We start from the raw sequence: 21,886 nt of genomic DNA, 5'->3' as shown, positions 1-21,886 counted from the left end.
GTTTTTTTGTTTTGACAGAATATTTTCCAAAAACAGCCGATTAATGATGGAACAGTCTGATTCCGGTAAATGCCATTGCCATGCCATATTTATCGCAGGTTGCAATTACATCCTCATCTCTTACAGATCCGCCTGGCTGAGCAATATATTTCACGCCGCTCTTATGAGCCCTTTCAATATTGTCGCTGAACGGGAAGAACGCATCAGATCCCAGAGTTACATCAGTCAGCTGATCCAGCCACTCACGTTTTGCCTCTCTTGTAAATACTTCCGGCTTCTCAGTAAAAATTCTCTCCCATGCGCCGTCAGCAAGCACATCCATATATTCCTCGCCAATATAAACGTCAATGGCATTATCTCTCTCTGCACGGCTGATTCCCTCTTTAAACGGAAGGTTCAAAACCTGAGGGCTCTGACGGAGGAACCAGTTATCCGCCTTCTGTCCAGCCAGTCTGGTACAGTGTACACGGGACTGCTGTCCTGCTCCTACACCGATAGCCTGTCCGTCCTTTACAAAGCATACAGAGTTGGACTGAGTGTATTTCAGAACGATCAAAGAAATTTTCAGATCACGTTTTGCCTCTTCGCTGAGTTCTTTATTTTCTGTGACAATATTGGCGATTAGCTCATCGTTGATCTCAAGCTCCTGTCTTCCCTGCTCAAAAGTTACCCCGAACACTTCCTTGTGTTCCAGTGGGGCCGGTACAAAATCAGGATCGATCTCAATAACATTGTAGTTGCCTTTTTTCTTGGCTTTCAGGATTTCCAGGGCTTCCTCTGTATATCCCGGAGCAATCACGCCGTCTGAAACCTCTCTTTTAATAAGAAGCGCTGTATCTTTGTCACAGACATCAGAAAGGGAAATAAAATCTCCAAAGGAGGACATACGGTCAGCTCCTCTTGCTCTTGCATAGGCGCAGGCAATTGGTGAGAACTCTTTCCAGTTCATGTCGTCCACCCAGTAGATCTTTGCCAGTGTCTCTGTAAGAGGAAGTCCCACAGAAGCGCCTGCCGGGGAAACATGCTTAAAGGAAGTTGCTGCGGCAAGTCCGGTTGCTTTTTTCAGATCTCTTACAAGCTGCCAGCCGTTAAAAGCGTCCAGGAAATTAATATATCCGGGTTTTCCGGAAAGAACCTTAATAGGAAGCTCACTTCCGTCATTCATATAGATTCTGGAAGGTTTCTGGTTTGGATTGCATCCGTATTTTAACTGTAATTCATTCATTACTGCATCCTCCTTATTTGTTCTTATTTACAATAGTTGTTTCATATTTACCTGTTGCAATGTCAATATAGCGCACGAACAGTGAAACCTTATTTTCTTCATTAAGACTGTTCCAGAGAAGATCTGTAAACTCTTTCATATCATTTGGAATCTGAACCAGCTTCGGCTCTCCCTCAAAGCTTGGAAGGGGATTTCCGTCACATTTATATGTGTGAATAAACCGTCCTTCTCCCGGAATTGCTTTTTCGTAGGCAAAGGTATAACGAAGACATGCATCCGGATTTCCGTTATCGCTTTTCAGAATAGACATTGCATAGCTGTAATTGCCGTTTTCAATATGCATCACACCGGAAATACGAGGTGTATAGTTAGGTCCGTCCGGCTCAAATTCGCGGCATCTTAAGGACTGTTCAAAGGTCATCTGTCTGTCCATGCCATCATAAATAGTATCTGTCTGATCTCCGTTAGTAACAATGGTCTTGTTTCCAAGAACACGTACCGGAGCATAAATGATCAGGCTTGGATCTGTAAGCTTGGACGGATCAAATGCCTGTGTACGGATTCCCTCTCCTTCTGTGACAAACACGCGGTTTCTGCTGTTCTCGCTTCTTCCCATAATAAAGTATGCTGCCACTGCTTTTGTTCCGTCAAGAGAACGGCCGAGGATGATTCCTCTTCCCGGATAAGAATTATTTTTCAGTTCATTTTCCAGTGATATCATTTCCATAGTCTGATCTCCTTTTTTCTAAAAAATCATTATATAAACGCGCTGTCCTGGCTTCATGCTGCGTTTTCTTTTAAAATAAAACAAACCGCCCAGGTAGTCTGTATTTCAGGCTGCCCAGGCGGTCGGCTTATCACTTACTGCACTCCCCACAGGTAATTCCTGTTTTCCGCCAGTCATGCAGTCGTTATTATTATCATATCATATTTTTTATTTTTTTCAAGAACAAAAATTCCTGATTATTCGTCTACACTGTAGTTCGGAGCCTCTTTTGTGATGTGGATATCATGAGGATGAGACTCTTTTAAGGAAGCTGCTGAAATCTTAATAAACTTGCCTGTTGTCTTCAGCGCTTCGATATTCTCAGCTCCGCAATATCCCATACCTGCACGAAGTCCGCCGATCAACTGGTAAACAGTGTCTTCCACATGGCCCTTGTAAGCTACACGACCCTCTACGCCTTCCGGAACAAGCTTCTTAGCATCCTGCTGGAAGTAACGGTCCTTGCTGCCGTTCTCCATTGCTGCAATGGAGCCCATTCCACGGTATACCTTGAATTTACGTCCCTGATACAGCTCAAATGTTCCCGGGCTCTCGTCACATCCGGCAAACATGCTTCCCATCATACATACGTTGGCGCCTGCTGCAATGGATTTGGTGATATCTCCGGAATATTTGATTCCGCCGTCTGCAATGATCGGCACTCCATAACGATTTGCAACCTCATAGCAGTCCATAACAGCTGTGATCTGAGGAACACCAATACCTGCAACCACACGGGTAGTACAGATAGAACCAGGTCCGATACCAACCTTAACTGCGTCAACACCAGCCTCTATCAGAGCCTTGGTGGCAGCTCCTGTGGCAACGTTTCCTGCAATTACCTGAAGATCCGGATACGCCTCTTTCATTTCGCGTACGGCCCTTAAAATATTCTCAGAATGACCGTGAGCAGAATCAACTACGATCACGTCTACGCTTGCTTTTACAAGAGCCTCAACTCTTGCAAGAACATTGGATGTGATACCAACTGCCGCACCGCAGAGAAGACGTCCCTGCTCATCCTTTGCAGCCAGAGGATATTTGATCTGTTTTTCAATATCCTTAATGGTGATCAGGCCTTTTAAGTTGAAGTTATCATCTACAATGGGTAATTTTTCTTTACGGGATTTTGCGAGGATCTTTTTTGCTTCCTCCAGAGTAATTCCTTCTTTGGCAGTGATCAGACCTTCAGAAGTCATGCACTCGCCGATCTTTCTTGAGAAATCTGTCTCAAATTTCAGATCTCGGTTGGTAATGATACCTACCAGTTTCTTTCCTTCTGTGATCGGAACACCGGAAATACGGTATTTTGCCATAAGATCATTGGCATCTTTCAGAGTATGCTCTGCGGATAAATAAAATGGATCTGTAATAACGCCGTTTTCAGAACGTTTTACCTTATCTACCTCATCTGCCTGCGCCTCGATAGACATATTTTTGTGAATGATACCGATACCGCCCTGTCTTGCCATAGCGATAGCCATGCGGTGCTCGGTAACTGTATCCATTCCCGCGCTCATAAGCGGAATGTTCAGCTTCACCTTTTTAGTCAGCCAGGTTGTTACATCCACCTGGTTCGGAATCACCTTTGAATACGCAGGAACTAACAGTACATCGTCAAATGTAATGCCTTCACCGATAATTGTACCCATTGTATTTTTTCCTCCCTTGTATGTAATTTTTACAGGATGTGCTTATTCACACCTGCATGATATTTTGAGTTTGGTTCATAGTGTAGCAAAAAAAAAATACGGTGTCAATCCAAAAAAACTTTGCTGGGCGCTGAATTTTTTATAGCATTTGCCATGGCATCGTCCGGCTCTACGATCACCTTACAGGCTTCGCCTCCGTCACGAATGATGATGCCGAATCTTTTGTGGTCCGGATTTCCTGAAGAATAGTCCAGAACCTTCATTTTCTGGTTGCCGTTATAATAATCCATTCTGTGAGAATTCAGAGGAGCGATCAGGTCTGCCTCTGTAAGATTCAAAGATTTTACTCTTTTTCTTTTTGATTTTGCCATGATCTTATCAATATCCAGTTCCCCGTTTACAAACAGATATTCATACTCAAGATCTGTTTTTGGGATAATAAAATAACATGCCACGCCCAGACCAATGGCAACGATCAAAAGCAGCGGATTCAGAAAAAGTCCTGCTGCCACAGCCACTACAGTCAGTCCGATCATTCCGAATTTAATCAGGGCATCCTTAAATGTGGATTCCTTTTTCACAAGGAATTCCGAGTACAGTTCACTCATAATTCACTCTCCTTACGAGACACGGCTCGTGCTTGTATAATGATATTTTTATTCTAACATAAAAAGGAATCAGCGTCTATGACGCCGATTCCTTTTTATAAAATATTTCTGTTACATCATTCCCATTCCAGGATTTCCTGCCGGCATTGCAGGAGTATCTTCCTTAATGGTTGCAACAACAGACTCTGTTGTCAGTAAAGTAGATGCAACACTTGTTGCGTTCTGAAGAGCGCTTCTTGTAACCTTTGCAGGATCCAGGATTCCGGACTCTACCATGTTTACATATTCTTCATTCAGAGCGTCAAATCCAACTCCCGGCTCAGACTCTCTTACTTTGTTGATGATCACAGAGCCTTCCAGTCCTGCATTTGCAGAAATGTGGAATAAAGGAGCCTCCAGAGCTTTCAGGATAATGTTTGCACCAGTCTTCTCATCGCCTTCAAGAGTAGCCGCAAGCTCTGCAACCTTCTTGGATGCATGAATGTATGCAGAACCGCCTCCTGCGATGATACCTTCCTCAACAGCTGCTCTTGTAGCTGCAAGAGCATCCTCAAGACGGAGTTTTGCCTCTTTCATCTCTGTCTCAGTTGCTGCGCCTACACGGATAACTGCTACGCCGCCTGCCAGTTTTGCAAGTCTTTCCTGTAATTTTTCTTTATCAAATTCAGAGGTTGTTTCCTCAATCTGTCCGCGGATCTGAGCAACACGGTCAGCAATCGCTTTTTTGTCGCCGCAGCCGTCAACGATAACAGTATTTTCTTTTGCAACTTTAACGGATTTTGCACGTCCAAGCTGCTCCATAGTAGCCTCTTTCAGATCCAGACCAAGCTCGTCGGAGATTACCTGACCGCCTGTAAGGATAGCGATATCCTGAAGCATTTCTTTTCTTCTGTCGCCATATCCCGGAGCCTTAACAGCAACTACCTGGAAGGTTCCTCTTAATTTGTTTACAATAAGAGTTGTAAGAGCCTCGCCCTCTACGTCCTCTGCGATAATAAGCAGTTTTGCGCCTGCCTGAACGATCTGCTCCAGAAGTGGAAGGATCTCCTGAATGTTGCTGATCTTCTTGTCTGTGATCAGGATGTACGGATCTTCAAGGTTTGCTTCCATTTTTTCCATATCTGTGGACATGTAAGCGGAAATATATCCACGGTCAAACTGCATACCTTCTACAAGGTCAAGCTCTGTATGCATGGTCTTGGACTCTTCTACTGTGATAACGCCGTCTTTGGAAACTTTTTCCATAGCGTCTGCAACAAGCTGGCCAACTTCCTCGTCACTTGCAGAAATTGCAGCTACGTTTGCAATCTGTTTCTTTCCGCTGATTGTCTGGCTCATTTCCTGAATTGCTTTTACTGCTGTATCAGTTGCTTTTTTCATTCCTTTACGAAGGATGATCGGGTTTGCTCCTGCTGCAAGGTTCTTCATACCTTCATGAACCATAGCCTGTGCCAGAACAGTAGCTGTTGTAGTACCGTCGCCTGCAACATCGTTTGTTTTGGAAGCAACTTCTTTGATCAGCTGTGCTCCCATGTTCTCAAATCCGTCCTCAAGCTCGATCTCTTTTGCAATAGTCACACCGTCGTTTGTGATAAGCGGAGCGCCGAAAGATTTGTCAAGTACAACGTTTCTTCCTTTCGGTCCAAGTGTTACTCTTACTGTATTTGCAAGCTGGTTTACACCATTTTCAAGTGCGGCTCTTGCTTCTGCACCAAATTTGATTTCTTTTGCCATGATGAAAATTCCTCCTAGTCTTTTATAAGATACAAAACTTTTAAAGAAACACCATTTTCACTGGTTTCGCCCTTCTCTGTATGGGGATTCATCCAGTATTCCTGTCTGTGTTTTATTTAACAACTGCTAAAATATCGCTCTGTTTTACAATGATGTACTCTTCGCCGTCAAGCTTAACTTCTGTTCCTGCATATTTGGAATAAATAACCTGATCTCCTGCAGCAACTTCCATTTTTACTTCTTTGCCGTCTACCATTCCGCCAGGACCTACTGCAATAACTTCTGCCTGCTGCGGTTTTTCCTGAGCCTGACCCGGAAGCACGATGCCGGATTTTGTTGTCTCTTCTGCTTCTAACTGTTTTAATACAACTCTGTCACCTAAAGGTACTAATTTCATGATCTATTTCCTCCTTTTATTTGTCGCAATCTGTTGCTAGCACTCATTTCATTCGAGTGCTAATCACTGTCCTTATATTATTGAATTGCCTCCCATTTCGCAACTCTTTTCACGGTCATATAAATAGATATATACTTTTATTATCTCCTATTTACTCTTATTTTCTTGTTTTTTCTTATCTTCTTATTTTTTTACAAATCTGCTGCCGTGTCTGTTCCATATTCTGAGTTACTAACTGCCCACATTGATGTCTATGGAACTGACTGCATATTGTTCAGTATTCAGATACCTTCAAATTTTCAGACAATTTAAAGTTACAGCTTCTGATTTCTGTTGCCCAATGCTTTATATTCTGAACTATCCGGATATCTCAGACAATCCATTTCCGGTAAAACTGCTCTGTTTCCCCACAGCAGAAATTCAACAACTGTCGAACTTTCCTGTAAGGTCAGTATTTTACCCTGACTCTTGACAAAGTGCAAAAAAACAGGAGCTTCCGCTCCTGTTTTATAAATATCGTTTATTCACACTGTTTTATGATTTTTTGTTTCGCTGTGCTTTGATCTCTTCCAGCTCATCAAAAATCACTTCATTCAGAACCTTGATATAGGTTCCCTTCATTCCTGAAGAACGGGACTCGATCACGCCTGCGCTCTCAAATTTACGCAGCGCATTAACGATCACTGATCTGGTGATCCCCACTCTGTCTGCAATCTTGCTGGCTACAAGAATACCCTCTTCTCCGTCCAGCTCATCGAAAATATGGATGATCGCTTCCAGCTCTGAGAAGGATAAGGTATTAAATGCTGATTTTACTACCTGCTGCTTTCTGTCTTCTTCTGCATTCTCTTCATGGACTGCGCGCATCATTTCCAGACCAACCACAGTTGTTCCGTATTCACTGACAATAATGTCCTCAATATCATATGGCTTGTCATCCCTGTACATAAACACAGTTCCAAGGCGCTCTCCGGCAATATCAATAGGATTGATGATGCCCTGACACCGGCTGTCCACATGCTCAAAACCAAGTGTCTGAAGATTTACATTCTCTTTTGTTGATAAAACTCCTAAAAATCTTTCATTCAAAAGAGTGTCTACATGTCCGCCGACTTTATCCTCTATCAGCTCTGTGATCTCCTGTACACCCGGGCATAAGCTGACGCCCAGCACCTTGCCCTTTTTGCTCAACACCAGTATATTAGAACTTAAAGTCTCCATCAGTACCTGGCAGATATCATTAAACACTACCTTGCTGGAGCTGCTGTTGTGCAAAAGTTTATTGATCTTTCTTGTTCTGTCTAACAACTGAACGCTCATACTGGCCTCCTTTTCTCATCTCTCCTGTATTTTCTACATAAATGTCCTGATGAGTTTATATTACACGCTTTTTTCCAAAATTACAAGACATTTTTATGTTTTTTCAATTTTGCCTGCCTATTCTGAAAATATTTCCTTTTTAAATTTATTGTGAAATTTTTCAATCTTCCTGCTTTGTTTTCTGCTCCACATAACCGCAGGTCTCCTGGCTGCACACCAGCTTGTTTCCTTTTTCTACCATATAGCTGCCGCATACCGGACATTTTTTGTCAGACGGTTTCTGCCAGGACATGAAATCACATTCCGGATTATCCTCACAGCCGTAATATTTTCGTCCCTTCTGCGTTTTTTTCAGAACAACATCCCTGCCGCATTTCGGACATGCAACACCAATTTTCTCATAATAAGGTTTGGTGTTTCTGCAGTCCGGAAATCCCGGACAGGCAAGAAATCTTCCATGAGGACCATATTTGATCACCATATTCCGCCCGCAGAGGTCACATACCACATCTGTCACCTCATCCTGGATATCTACCTTTTCCAGTTCCTGCTCCGCTGCATCCACGTCCTTTTTCAGATCCGGGTAGAAATTACGCACAACAGTTTTCCACTGAACGGTTCCTGCTTCCACACAGTCCAGAAGGCCTTCCATCATGGCTGTAAAATGAACGTCCACAATACTTGGAAATGCCTGCTTCATAATATTATTCACTACCTCGCCCAGCTCTGTCATATACAGGTTTTTCTGCTCCTTTGACACATAGCGGCGGCTGATGATGGTGGTAATGGTAGGGGCATAGGTACTTGGACGGCCAATTCCCTGCTCCTCCAGAGCCTTTACAAGAGAGGCCTCTGTATAGTGAGCCGGCGGCTGGGTAAAGTGCTGTTCCGATTTCAGTTCCAGCAATTCAAGCTCCATGCCTTTTTCCAGACTCTGACTGAGGACATTTCCCTTCTTATTGTCATCATCCTGCACATACACGGACATAAAGCCGTCAAATACAACCTTTGATGCGGCAACGGTAAATGTATATTCACCGGCTCCGATCTTCACAGAAGTAGTCTCATAACGCGCCGGCGCCATTCTGCTTGCAGTAAAACGCTTCCATATAAGCTGATAAAGACGGAACTGGTCTCTTGAAAGAGATTCCTTCAGCATTGCCGGAGTTCTTGAAATATCTGTGGGACGGATTGCCTCATGGGCATCCTGGATCTTCTGATCCTTCTTTACTGCCTTTCCGCCCTCTGCCACATAGCTTTCTCCATACTGTTCTCCAATGTATGCTCTTGCCGCCTCATCGGCCTCCTGGGAAATTCTTGTAGAATCCGTACGCAGATAGGTGATGATACCTACTGTGCCATTTCCCTTGATATCAATACCCTCGTAAAGCTGCTGGGCAAGACGCATGGTTTTCTGAGTGGAAAAGTTAAGTGTCTTGGCCGCCTCCTGCTGCAGTGTACTGGTGGTAAACGGAAGGGGAGCGTTTTTGATTCTCTCTCCTTTTTTTACTTCTGTCACCTGATATTCTGCGTTTTCCAGCTTTTTCAGGATTTCGTCCATTTCTGCCTTATTGTGAATCGGAAGCTTTTTGTCTGTTCCATAGAATTTTGCCTGAAGAGGCTTCTTTTCCCCATGGATCTTAAATGCGCCGTCAAGGCTCCAGTATTCTTCCGGAATAAAGGAATTGATCTCTTCCTCTCTGTCGCATATGATCCGAAGCGCCACAGACTGCACGCGCCCTGCGCTCAGGCCTCTTTTTACCTTTGCCCAGAGCAGCGGACTGATGCTGTAGCCTACCATACGGTCCAGCATTCTTCTGGCCTGCTGTGCATCCACAAGATTCATATCAAGCTCTCTTGGCTGTTTGATTGAATTTTTGACTGCTGTTTTGGTGATCTCATTAAAGGTGATCCTGCGCATTTTTTTCGGATCTTCCTTTAACGCCTGCATCAGATGCCAGGAAATAGCTTCTCCCTCACGGTCAGGGTCAGTTGCCAGAAAAATTTTGTCAGCCTTTTTTGCCGCCTTGCGCAGCCCTGCCAGAAGCTCTCCCTTTCCGCGGATGGTTATATATTTGGGCTCAAAGTCATTTTCCACATCAATTCCAAACTGACTTTTCGGAAAATCTCTTACATGTCCGTTAGATGCCTGTACGTCATAATTACTCCCCAGAAACTTCTTAATTGTTTTTACCTTTGCAGGTGACTCCACGATCACCAGATATTTTGCCATGCTACCTCTCCTATTTATCAAAATCACTTATGTCTGAATTTTCACATAATAATGTCTGCTGATTTCTCTGATCAGTCCCAGGATACTTAATTCTACAAGAATACTCCCTGTTTTTTCAGCAGAAAGCCCTGTTTCCTGCATAATACTGTCCCTGGATTTTGGTCGTAAATCGAGACAACTATACACCATATTCAAATCACTTGCAAGTCCTAAGTTCTTTTTTTCAGATGATTTTACGGTATTTTTACAATTTATCCCAAGTTCTTCCAGAAGCACTTCCGGCTTGTATGCCAGCCCTGCGCCGTCATAGATCAGCCTGTGACAGCCCCTGCTCAGTTCTTCATTTACAGGACCCGGAAGGGCAAAAACCGCCTTTCCCTGTTCCAGCGCCCACTGGGCTGTAATAAGGGAACCGCTCTTTTCTTTTGCCTCCACTACAAGAACAAGATCTGACAGCGCACTTAAAATTCTGTTCCTTGCAGGAAAATGATAATTTCTCGGCTGAGTGCCCGGAGGATATTCACTGATGATTCCTCCCTTTTCTCTCAAAATCCTTTCATAAAGATTCCGGTTGGTTGCCGGATAACAGACATCCGGTCCGCTTCCCAGAACTGCCCAGGTGGGCATCCCTCCTGCAAGCGCTCCTCTGTGTCCTTCCGAGTCGATTCCTGTTGCCATTCCGCTTATGATCTGCACTCCTGCTTCTGCCAGCGTCTTTGCATACTGAAACGCCTGGATTCTTCCGTAGGGACTGCACATTCTTGCCCCCACAACTGCGGCACAGGGTCTTTCCGGATCCGGCAGCCTTCCTTTTATATAAAGCTTTTCCGGCATGTGGTCATAGGCTTTCAGTTTTTCCGGATATTCCGGCTGACCTTTTTCGATACATCTGATATTGTCTGAGTGATTTCTTTCCATATAAAATACCCCTTCTCCCGTTTTTTTATGACTTTTTATTTTTCTGTTCACGACCAGTATTTTTTGTCAAAGGCACGGTAGGACAGCGCTTCTCCTATATGCTCTTTTTTTATCAGCTCCGAGCCTTCCATGTCGGCAATGGTTCGGGAAACCTTCAGTATCCTGTGGTATGCTCTGGCGCTGAAATCCATTCTGTCAAAGGCTGCTTCCAGAAGCGCTTTCCCCTGAGCATCCGTCCGGCAATAAGCTTCAATCATGTTTCCTTTCAGTTCCCCGTTGAACTGAATGTTTTCTTTCTGATAGCGATTTCTCTGGATTTCATGAACCTTTTCCACTCGTTTCCTGATCCGGTCCGATGCTTCCCCCTGTCTTCCATTCAGACTGGAAAAGCTTACCGGTTCTGCTTCTGCACAGAGATCCAGACGGTCAAGAAGCGGCTGACTGATCTTATTCAGATACCGGCTTACCTGCCCGGACGTGCACCGGCATCGGTTCATATCCGGATAATACCCGCAGGGACAGGGATTCATAGCTGCGCACAGGATAAAATCAGCAGGAAAGGTATAGGTTCCGTATACTCTTGAAATCCGTATTACCCGGTCCTCCAGAGGCTGCCGCAGGATCTCCAGGGTTCTTCTGGAAAATTCCGGCATCTCATCCAGAAACAGAACGCCCCTGTGAGCCAGCGTGATCTCCCCCGGTCTTGGATTACGCCCGCCGCCGGCAAGGGCAGGAGCAGGACTGGAGTGATGAGGACTTCGGAAAGGCCGCTGCCTTACCAGAGGATCTGTGGGAGAAAGAAGCCCTGCAATACTGTAGATTTTAGTCAGCTCCAGGCTTTCATCAAAGGTCAGAGGAGGCATGATTCCCGGTATCCGTCTTGCCACCATGGTTTTTCCTGCTCCCGGCGGTCCGATCATCAGAAGATTATGGAATCCGCTTACAGAAATTTCCACTGCTCTTCTTAAAGATTCCTGTCCCCGGATCTCACTGAAATCCAGTTCCTGTCCCGGCTGCTCTGTTTCCTGTCTGATACAGGGCTGTCTGTACTTTCCGGGAGCTTTCAGAAAAATGATCAGCTCTTTTAAATTTTTTACCCCTATGATTTTCATATCCGGCACCAGACAGGCTTCTCTCATATTCCCCCAGGGAACAATGCACAGCCGGCACTTTTCTTCTCTTGCCCTTATAACAATAGGAAGAATTCCGGGAATCGCATGAATTTCCCCATTGAGGCTTAATTCTCCCGCAAACATGACTCCCTTTAAAACTTCCGGCTCCAGAATGCCGGAAGCAGCCAGTACGGCTGCCGCTACCGGAACATCAAATCCTGCTCCTTCTTTTTTTATATCAGCCGGGGCAAAATTAACTGTGATCCTTTTTGGTGGAAGCGCGATCTCATTGTTTTTAAAAGCTGTTCTCACTCTGTCCTGAGCCTCCTTCACCTGAGCAGAGGGAAAACCTACCATAGTAAAGGACGGCAGTCCATCGCTTACATCGGCCTCCACCTGTACCGGATGTACTTCCATACCGAGGATCACTGCAGATAATACTGCTGCAAACATAACACTCCTTTCTGCGAAAATCAGTCCCCGATCCTGTTTTTCACGAAAAAATAAAGCTGTACTTTTAAAGAATAACTATAAATGGAAATTCCAGCAGAACTGCTGTCTAAGAAATAGAAATTGAAAAGATGATTTGTCTGTTCTTTTATTATAGGGCTGAAGCCCTGGAAACACAAGCCCCAGCCACGGAAATGTGGCGATATTCCAAATCCCGCCTGATAGCAAAAAAGGCACCTATGGTTTTCCATACGTGCCTTTTTGTTTCATGATATGATTTATGATCAGTTTCCTGCTGCCCTTTTCAGCATTTCCCATTCCTCAATTTTCTGGATATTTGCAATCTCATATTCATTAAAAATGGAACCCTGCTGAGCGTCAAAGGTATCCGGATCCACAGTTCCCTGATACCAGGATTTGCCGTTAAAATAATCTGCAATACTCTGGGTCACAAAGATCCTTCCGTGGCGGGCATAGATCTCATTTTTTGCAAGCTCAAGCTGAGCCGACGAATACACAGATACCTCATCATCTGTCAGATACCTGCTGTTGCTTTCCGGAAAGAAATATTCTCCAGTCTGGCTGATCTGCTGATTCTGAGGCATCGGCGTTGGCGTTGCCGTAGGATCCGGTACAAGCTGAACCTGATTCCGGCTCATAATACAGTCCACACTTGGGAAAACAGCAGATACCGGTTCGCTGGTTACGATCTTTACATAAAGCTGTCCATTGTCAAAAATCAGATTCCCTGATGAACTGTTTCCGGCTGAATCGGAAAAATAAAATTTCGCCGCATTGCCGGCAACCTCAGCGGTTACATCTGCCGTCACTGTCTGGGTCTGATTGCGGTCCGTCTGAGAAAAACTGAAGGATACGGTATCCAGACTGATATTATAAATATTCATTGTCACAGTTCCGTCTGTACTGTACCATTCATTCCAGAAATCATCCGGATTAAAGGCAGCCACCACTGTCGGAATCGGTGTAGGCGTTGCCGTGGGTCTCGGTGTGGGAGAAGGCGTTACGGATACCGCAAGGGTAGGGGCAACGGTAGGCCTGTTTTCCAGTGCTTCCAGCGCCTCCTGTTTTTTCTGCTCCTTCTGTGCGCTAGTCCGAAGGCCTACAAGAAGCAGCGCTGCGGCGCTTACCATTATAAAAACCGCAGTCAGTACACAGAGCAGTATTTTCAGTATCTCTCGTTTTCTTCTCATTCTGTTTCACCTCTGTTCTGCACGTACCCTTCATAACTGATTTCTTATGGCAGTTCTTTATTCCTTGCCGCTCCAGCAATAAGTACAAAGCTTGCACGGCTCAATATCAATAGAAGCCACAAGATCGTCAAGACGATGGTATTTCAGGGTCGTAAAGTTCAGCTCTTTGCGGATATCCTCCAGCATTCCCTTATAATTCTCAGAATCCGGATTTGCATAGTCCGCAAGAGTTTTTTCATCCACATTGTCACCTTCCCGCTTTGCGATCACTCTTCTTGTGATCAGATCCATCTCGGATTTTGAGCGGGAAAAATTCAGATATTTACATCCGTACAAAAGCGGCGGGCAGGCCGGACGGATATGTACCTCTTTGGCTCCGTTGCTGTAAAGGAAATCTGAAGTTTCGCGAAGCTGGGTTCCCCTTACAATGGAATCATCGATCATCAGAAGGCTTTTATCCTTGATCAGTCTGTGAACAGGGATCAGCTTCATTCTGGCGATCAGATTTCTCTGGCTCTGCTGGGTTGGCATAAAGGAACGCGGCCAGGTAGGGGTGTATTTAATAAACGGGCGGGCAAACGGCACTCCGGAGCGGTTTGCATAACCAATGGCATGGGCAATTCCGGAATCCGGAACACCTGCCACAATATCAGGTTTTACCTCTCCAAAATCACGCTCTGCCAGCATATCGCCGCATTTATAGCGCATTTCCTCTACATTTACCCCCTCATAGGTGGAAGTAGGATATCCATAGTATACCCAGAGGAAAGAACAGATACGCATTTTGTCTCCGGGCTTCTGCAGAGTTTCAATTCCTTCCGGAGTCACTGCCACGATCTCGCCCGGTCCCAGAGACTTTTCATCTTCATAGCCCAGGTTGATGTACGCATGGCTTTCAAAGGAAACACACCGAGCGCCGTCTTTTTTTCCAATAATAAGAGGAGTTCTTCCAAGACGATCTCTGGCTGCAAAAAGTGCCTTTGGAGTCAGGATCAGCATGGTCATAGATCCGTCTATCATTTCCTGTGCATAGCGGATTCCCTCTACCATAGTTGACTTCTGATTGATCAGAGATGCAACCATTTCTGTAGGATTCACATTTCCGCCGCTCATTTCCAGAAAATGTGTGCTGCCGTTTTTAAAAGAATGCTCCACAAGCTCTTCCATATTATTGATCTTACCTACTGTTGTAATGGCAAAATTCCCAAGATGAGAACGTACCAGCAGAGGCTGAGGCTCATTGTCAGAAATGCATCCAATTCCAAGATTGCCCTGAAGCTCTGATACGTCTCTGTCAAACTTTGTACGGAACGGGGAATTCTCAATATTATGAATGGCTCTGTCAAATCCCTTTGCCGGATCATATACAGCCATTCCTCCCCTTCTTGTTCCCAGATGAGAATGATAGTCAATTCCGAAAAACAGATCCAGCACACAGCTGGACTTTGAAGCTACTCCAAAAATTCCGCCCATAATTCTGTTCTCTCCTTATTATGTTTTTTCGCTACGTGAAGCTGAGTAATCGCCAGTCTGTCTCAGACCGGCAATCCCTAGTTTGATCTTCCGTATTTACTGCAAGCATCATTATATAAAAACAGGAAAAATAAGTAAAGCCTTTATTTTGTTTCTTTTATAATACCTTTCCTGTAGGCTTCAAGAAGACGGGTAAGTTCCTGTATCCTTTCCCGCAAAGCTTTCCCGTTGTCTGTATCCCCTACAAGACGCCTTTTTGAAGAATAATGCACAGCCATCTGGCTGGATACAATGTCATTCCCTTTGGAAACCGCCTCCTCCGCAGAGGTAAACGGCTCATGGGCTGCAAGAAACAGGCCGTAAGAGTTATAGATCAGAGTGTAGCCTGCGATTCCGGTTACCTTCTGATACGCCTTGCACAGACCGCCGTCAATGACGATCACCTTGCCTCCGCATTTTACCGGGCTTTCGCCCTCGATCTGATGCACCGGAACATGACCGTTGATAATGTGGCTTTTTGCCGGATCCAGACCAAACTCCAAAAGCATGCGATCCACTACCTCCTCCTTTTCCAGAAGCTGGTAGTAGGCTCCCTTTTTCTCTTTTGCAATTTCTTTATCCTCTATAAAGTACCGCTCAAAGGTTGTCATTTTGTCCTTGCCGAACAGAGGGGAATTTGGTCCCGCCCAGATATACCACAGGATATCCTTTCCCTTTTTCTGTTCCTCTGCATCCACGGAAAAAAACGCCCTGCGCACATAGCTTTCCAGAATATCGTAAAGAGCCCTGCCACTGTAAGTTTCCCCGTAAACCTCTACTTCTTTCATGCTTCCGTCCTCATTAAGAGGAATGCAGCCATGAAAAAGCAGATTTCCGTTATAGATCTTGTACAGGCCTCCCACGTCAAGAAGAAGGCGCATATGATTCTGAAGCTTTTCACAGTTCCGGAAGGCTGCTTCCAGCCGCTCCATAACTTCCAGTTCTCCTGCAGTAAGCTCATAGGGATTTTCCCAGTCAATGGTGGGAAACAGATTGTCCCTGAGCGCATATTCCTTTCCGTCCGGCATGACAATGCTTCCCTTTTCCGGATCAATTCTGTGAAGAAGGCAGCGATCCTCCATATGAAATTCCCTGCGTTCCCTTAAAAGCTGACCCTCCAGCTTAAACTGGATCATGGCAATGGCCTTGTGCATTTTGCGCCCAAGCTCCTGTTCCAGAGAATGGTAGTCAGAAACACCCTTGATCCCGAACACTGTGCATGGGTCATCCTTATAGGTTTCCATGGCATAGGTGGCCAGCGGAAGCATGTTGATCCCATAGCCGTCCTCCAGAATATCCAGGTTTCCATAGCGGATACTGTTTCTTACTACTGTGGCAATGCAGGCTCTCTGTCCCACTGCCGCCCCCATCCACACAACATCATGGTTTCCCCACTGAATATCAAGAGAATGGTATTCCATCAGCCGGTCCATAATAAAATGCGGCCCCGGGCCTCTGTCAAAAATATCTCCCAGAATGTGAAGATGATCCACAACCAGCCGCTGGATCAGTTCAGCAAGGGCAACGATAAAGTTTTCTGCTCTGCGGATCTCTATGATGGTATTGACAATGGAATTATAATAAGCTTCCTTGTCAAGAACCTCCGCCTTCTCTGTGATCAGTTCCTCTATCACATAGGCATAATCCGGAGGAAGAGCCTTTCTCACCTTGGATCTGGTATATTTGGATGCAGTTGTCTTACACACCTCGATCAGACGATACAGGGTGATCTTGTACCAGTTTTCCATATCCTCCTCTGTTTTTTTCACCAGGCGGATTTTTTCTCTTGGATAATAGATCAGGGTGGCAAGGTCTCTTTTGTCATGATTGCTTAAGGTATGGCCGAATACATCGTCTATTTTTTTTCGCACAGCGCCGGAACCGTTCCTGAGAACATGAGAAAATGCCTCGTACTCTCCATGAAGATCCGACATAAAATGTTCTGTTCCTTTTGGAAGATTTAAAATAGACTGAAGATTAATGATCTCTGTAGAAGCTCTCCCAATAGTGGGGTACAGTTCTGCCAGACGCTGTAAATAGCGAAGTTCATCTTTTTTCATAATTGTCTCCTGTTGGAAAATTGTTCTGTAATATTTCCGTAATATATTATAACATGCTGCAGAAACTTCCTGTAATTCCGGATATCTTAAGGTTCTTTCTCGAGATGGCATATACATGCCAAAACACCTCCCAGGACAGCGACCTGTAAACAGTATCCGTCAGGTGATCACAGTAGCCTGACAGGACAATACCGTGTAAACAGCAGCGTCAGGCAGTCACACCACATCAAACAGGGAGAACTGATTGGACTGGGGAATATCTCCGAACAGCCCCAGATCGTCCATAAGATCAATGACTGTCTTACTGACCTTGGTGCGATCGCGGAAATCATCCTTGGACAGGAATTTTCCCTGCTTTGCAGCCTCCACCACCGCCTCCGCAGCCTTGTCTCCCATTCCGTCAATGCTGTTCAGAGGAGGAAGCAGCTTGCCGTCAATGATCTGGAAGCGGTTTGCATGGGAACGGTAAATATCAATAGGAAGAAACTCGAAGCCTCTGGCGTACATCTCCTGGACGATACGCATGTCCCTGATGGAATCCTGTTCTTTTTTTGACGCCTCGTCGCCTTTTTTTCGAAGCTCTGCCAGATAATATTCCAGCCTGTCCCGTCCCATACACATGGTCTCATAGGAAAAAGCAGTTGCGCGGATACTGAAAAACGCAGCATAGTATGCCAGGGGAATAAACACCTTAAACCAGGCGATCCGCCATGCCATCATAACATAGGCTGCCGCATGAGCTTTGGGGAACATGTACTTGATCTTTTTGCAGGACCAGATATACCATTCCGGAACATTATGCTCCCTCATAGTAGCCTCCCACTCGTCCCGGAGCCCCTTTCCTTTTCGCACGCTCTCCATGATCGTAAATGCAAGGCTGCTCTCCACTCCCATACTGATCAGATAGATCATAATATCGTCTCGGGTACAGATCGCTGTGGAAATGGTAGCCTTTCCTTCCTGGATCAAAGTCTGGGCATTTCCCAGCCATACGTCCGTACCATGAGCAAGTCCCGCGATCCGGACCAGATCCGAAAAATACTTTGGCTGGGTATCAATAAGCATCTGCATGGCAAAGTCTGTACCAAACTCCGGCACACCCAGACAGCCAAGCTTGCACCCTCCAATATCCTCCGGAGTGATGCCCAGGGCTTTTGTGCCGGCAAAAAGGGACATAACCTCTTTGCTGTCAAGAGGGATCTCCTGGGCATTCTTTCCGGTCAGATCCTCCAGCATACGGATCATGGTTGGATCATCGTGTCCCAGAATATCAAGCTTCAGAAGGTTTCCGTCAATAGAATGATAATCAAAATGAGTGGTAATGATGTCGCTGTTTTCATCATTTGCCGGATGCTGCACCGGCGTGAATTTTTCGATTTCCTCGCCTTTTGGCAGAACAATGATTCCTCCCGGGTGCTGGCCTGTGGTACGGCGGATGCCTGTGCATCCCTGAACGATCCTGTTGATCTCGCAGTACCGCTTGTGCTGACCATGCTCTTCAAAATAATTTTTCACATAGCCGAAAGCTGTTTTTTCCGCAAGAGTACCGATGGTTCCTGCCTTAAAGGTCTGCCCTTTTCCAAAAATAACCTCTGTATATTTATGAGCGTTTGCCTGATATTCACCGGAAAAGTTAAGGTCAATATCCGGCTCCTTGTCTCCCTTAAAGCCCAGAAAGGTTTCAAATGGAATGTCAAAGCCTTCTTTGATCATTTTTGTGCCGCAGTGAGGGCAGTTTTTGTCAGGCATGTCACAGCCTGCCATTCCGCCGAATTTTTTTACCTCCGGTGAATCAAAATCACTGTATTTACAATTTGGACAGATATAATGAGGCGGCAGAGGATTGACCTCCGTAATACCTGACATGGTAGCTGCCAGAGAAGATCCTACCGATCCTCTGGAGCCTACCAGATAACCGTCGTCATTTGATTTCCACACAAGCTTCTGGGCTATGATATACATAACCGCATATCCGTTGGAAATAATGGAATTCAGTTCTTTTTCCAGACGCTCCTCCACAATTCCCGGAAGCTTCTCTCCATAGATCTCGTGGGCTTTTTTAAAGCAGATATCCCGGAGATCCTGATCGGAGTTTGGGATCACCGGCGGAAATTTATCCGGATGGATAGGCGATATTTTTTCAATCATGTCAGCAATCTTATTGGTGTTGGTAATCACAACCTCTTCTGCCTTTTCACTTCCCAGATAGGAAAATTCCTCCAGCATCTCTTCTGTGGTACGAAGATAAAGAGGTGCCTGATTATCCGCATCAGAAAATCCGTTTCCCGCCATGATAATGCGCCGGTAAATCTCGTCCTGAGGATCCATAAAATGAACGTCGCAGGTTGCCACCACAGGCTTTTTAAACTGCTCGCCCAGCTTTACGATTTTTTTGTTCAGCTCAATCAGGTCTGCCTCTGAATTTACGGTATCATTTTTGTCACTGGCGATCATAAAGGCATTGTTTCCAAGAGGCTGGATTTCCAGGTAATCGTAAAAATCCACCAGTCTGGCAATTTCCTGATCCGGCGCGTTCCGAAGAAGAGCCTGATAAAGCTCTCCTGCCTCACAGGCGCTTCCGATGATCAGCCCATCCCTGTACTCCAGAAAAACACTTTTGGGAACTCTTGGCCTTCTCCTGTAATATTTCAGGTGGGACTGGCTTACAAGCTTATAAAGATTAATGCGTCCAGTCTCATTTCTGGCAAAAATAACCGCATGGTAAGTGGGAAGCTTTTTGATGGTATCCACAGATACATTTCCCTGGCTGTTCAGGGCATCCACATCAAAAATATCCCTTTCTCTCAGCATTTCCACAAATTTTACAAAAATATCCGCAGTGCAGGCAGCGTCATCTACTGCTCTGTGGTGATGGGCAAGGGAAACTCCCACTGCTTTTGCCACCGTATCCAGCTTGAACCGGTTCAGCGCCGGCAGAAGGAAACGGGCCATTCCCACGGTATCAATGTAGGTAAAATCATCGCTGATGCCCTGCCGCTTGCAGTTTTCTATAATAAAGCTCATATCAAAATCAGCATTGTGGGCAACCATCACCGCACCCTGGCAAAATTCCAGAAACTTCGGAAGAATGGTTTCAATATCCGGAGCGTCCATAACCATTGCATCATTGATACTGGTAAGCTGCTCGATCCGGTAGGGAATGGGAACCTTCGGGTTCACAAAGGTGGAAAACCTGTCTGTGATCACGCCTTTTTCCACCCGGACAGCTCCGATCTCAATGATCCTGCAGGTCAGAGGGGAAAATCCCGTTGTCTCTATATCAAATACCACAAAGCTTCCGTCCATGGACTGCCCCTTACTGTTAGTGACAATTCCCTTCAGGTCGTCTACCAGATATGCTTCCATGCCGTAAAGCACCTTAAAATCAGAATCCTTTGGCACACAGCCTCCCCAGGCGTCAAAGCAGTGGTTTGCCTCGGGGAACGCCTGAACCACACCGTGATCGGTAATGGCAATGGCCTTATGTCCCCACTCATAGGCCCGCTTTACCAGAGCCTTTGCCTCGGTAACGCCGTCCATATCGCTCATTTTTGTATGGCAGTGAAGCTCCACTCTTTTCTGAGGACTGGTATCCATTCTTGTACTGGTAAAGTCTGCGATTTTTTTAATTCCGGCAATGGAGCCAATGGTCAGCTCACTGTCAAAACGGTCAATGGTGGTAACTCCCTTCAGCTTCAGAAAGGCTCCCTTTTTTATCTCTTCTTTTACTTCCGGAACCTGCTCGTTCCGAAGGAACATTTTGATCACAATAGAGTCTGTAAAATCCGTAACCGGAAAAATAAGAATGGTTTTTTCATTCCGGATCTCTCTTGCCTCTACATCCAGAACCTGACCTCGTATAATGACTTCTCCCATTTCCCCTGTAATGTTTTCCAGAGGAATGGTTTCACCCTCAAAATCTCTTCCATATATAACATCCGGATTGCTGTCTCTTCGGAATCCACCCCGGAAGTCGCCTCCATGTCCCTTTTTGTCAAAGGATTTTTTCTCCTGCTTTCCTTTTCCGGAAGCTTTTTTATTCTCTTTTTTGTCAGAACCGGAAGAGGCTTCCTCCTGTTTCGGCGTTTCTTCCTCTTTATCCAGCTTTGCATGTTTCAGGACATTTTCCACTTCCTGCTCAATCTGAAGAACTGCATTTTTCCGGTACTTGCTTTCCTGAGCCTCTTCAAACTGAAGCTCGATCTTCAGATTCATTCCGCAGCGTTCACAGAATACCTTATGAAGATATTCCACAAGGATTTCACTTTTTTCCCGGGCGATCACAGAATCCGGAAGCACCAGATTCATTTCCTCTGTGCCGGAAAAAGTAATTCTGGACCGTTTAAAAAGATTATATTCCAGCATATTGTAATTCCGCAGCTCCAGTTCCATGCTGGACCGGTACACCTCAAGAAAATTATCCGGCGTATACTGTCTGGACAGACGGAACTTTTCGATCACCGTTACCTGCATCTGGATTCCCGGAAAGCACTGTCTTTCAATCTGCTGCTGCAGCTCTATGATATATTTTTTGTGGATCCACCGTTCACTGCTGATATAAACCCACAGTCTGGTCTTATCCGGATTGCAGGACACCCTGGTGACAGCTACCATATCCAGAAGCTCCTGCAGCGGATCCTTGATCTTCAGATTTGGAAATACGTCAAAAAAATCTTTTTCCATTTTTT

14 protein-coding genes and 1 riboswitch are annotated in these 21,886 nt (G+C 45.3%); all 14 genes read right to left on the bottom strand.

Translation table 11 applies throughout. The annotated features are described in order from the left end of the window. Positions 1–40: 40 nt before the first annotated feature. The 14 genes from NSA57_RS01215 to NSA57_RS01150 all read right to left on the bottom strand — a co-directional run bounded on the left by NSA57_RS01215 (position 41) and on the right by NSA57_RS01150 (position 21,881). Entirely contained in the window at positions 41–1,225 is a 1,185-nt protein-coding gene (locus NSA57_RS01215) for a phosphoribosylaminoimidazolecarboxamide formyltransferase (protein WP_147598086.1), read from the bottom strand. 13 nt (positions 1,226–1,238) lie between these two features. Beyond that, positions 1,239–1,952: an IMP cyclohydrolase gene (locus tag NSA57_RS01210; protein WP_173752049.1), complete on the bottom strand. Its 714-nt coding sequence runs from the start codon at positions 1,950–1,952 to the stop codon at positions 1,239–1,241. A gap of 105 nt (positions 1,953–2,057) precedes the next feature. Beyond that, a riboswitch (ZMP/ZTP riboswitch) is annotated at positions 2,058–2,139 on the bottom strand. A gap of 49 nt (positions 2,140–2,188) precedes the next feature. Next, the gene (gene guaB, locus NSA57_RS01205; protein ID WP_147598084.1) at positions 2,189–3,643 is read right to left on the bottom strand and encodes an IMP dehydrogenase; all 1,455 of its coding nucleotides are present in this window, start codon (positions 3,641–3,643) and stop codon (positions 2,189–2,191) included. A 104-nt stretch (positions 3,644–3,747) separates the two neighbouring features. Further along, positions 3,748–4,251, bottom strand: a complete 504-nt coding sequence (locus NSA57_RS01200; protein ID WP_022068896.1) for a DUF6106 family protein — start codon at positions 4,249–4,251, stop codon at positions 3,748–3,750. A 111-nt stretch (positions 4,252–4,362) separates the two neighbouring features. Continuing rightward, positions 4,363–5,985, bottom strand: coding sequence for a chaperonin GroEL (groL, locus tag NSA57_RS01195; RefSeq protein ID WP_022068895.1), 1,623 nt, complete (start codon positions 5,983–5,985; stop codon positions 4,363–4,365). A 112-nt stretch (positions 5,986–6,097) separates the two neighbouring features. Further along, the gene (gene groES / locus NSA57_RS01190) at positions 6,098–6,382 is read right to left on the bottom strand and encodes a co-chaperone GroES (RefSeq protein WP_022068894.1); all 285 of its coding nucleotides are present in this window, start codon (positions 6,380–6,382) and stop codon (positions 6,098–6,100) included. A gap of 534 nt (positions 6,383–6,916) precedes the next feature. Then, a complete protein-coding gene (codY, locus tag NSA57_RS01185; RefSeq protein WP_022068893.1) occupies positions 6,917–7,702 on the bottom strand; it encodes a GTP-sensing pleiotropic transcriptional regulator CodY in 786 nt (261 codons plus the stop codon). Positions 7,703–7,862: 160 nt separating this feature from the next. Further along, positions 7,863–9,935, bottom strand: coding sequence for a type I DNA topoisomerase (gene topA, locus NSA57_RS01180; RefSeq protein ID WP_147598082.1), 2,073 nt, complete (start codon positions 9,933–9,935; stop codon positions 7,863–7,865). 27 nt (positions 9,936–9,962) lie between these two features. Continuing rightward, positions 9,963–10,853 carry a DNA-processing protein DprA gene (gene dprA / locus NSA57_RS01175; protein ID WP_147598081.1) on the bottom strand — a complete coding sequence of 297 codons (891 nt, stop codon included), beginning with the start codon at positions 10,851–10,853 and terminating at the stop codon, positions 9,963–9,965. Positions 10,854–10,900: 47 nt separating this feature from the next. Then, complete coding sequence (locus NSA57_RS01170; protein ID WP_257463749.1) at positions 10,901–12,418, bottom strand: YifB family Mg chelatase-like AAA ATPase; 1,518 nt, start codon at positions 12,416–12,418, stop codon at positions 10,901–10,903. Positions 12,419–12,699: 281 nt separating this feature from the next. Continuing rightward, a complete protein-coding gene (locus tag NSA57_RS01165; RefSeq protein WP_257463748.1) occupies positions 12,700–13,626 on the bottom strand; it encodes a YARHG domain-containing protein in 927 nt (308 codons plus the stop codon). A 57-nt stretch (positions 13,627–13,683) separates the two neighbouring features. Next, entirely contained in the window at positions 13,684–15,099 is a 1,416-nt protein-coding gene (locus tag NSA57_RS01160) for an amidophosphoribosyltransferase (RefSeq protein WP_022068888.1), read from the bottom strand. A gap of 143 nt (positions 15,100–15,242) precedes the next feature. After that, a complete protein-coding gene (locus tag NSA57_RS01155; RefSeq protein WP_257463747.1) occupies positions 15,243–17,198 on the bottom strand; it encodes a fructose-1,6-bisphosphatase in 1,956 nt (651 codons plus the stop codon). Between the two features lie 216 nt (positions 17,199–17,414). Further along, entirely contained in the window at positions 17,415–21,881 is a 4,467-nt protein-coding gene (locus NSA57_RS01150) for a PolC-type DNA polymerase III (RefSeq protein ID WP_147598078.1), read from the bottom strand. Positions 21,882–21,886: the final 5 nt, after the last annotated feature.

Origin of the sequence: Blautia caecimuris (assembly GCF_024622975.1) — a bacterium.
Taxonomy (GTDB): Bacteria; Bacillota; Clostridia; order Lachnospirales; family Lachnospiraceae; genus Blautia_A; species Blautia_A caecimuris.
This window is presented reverse-complemented; position numbering and strand designations above follow the sequence as displayed.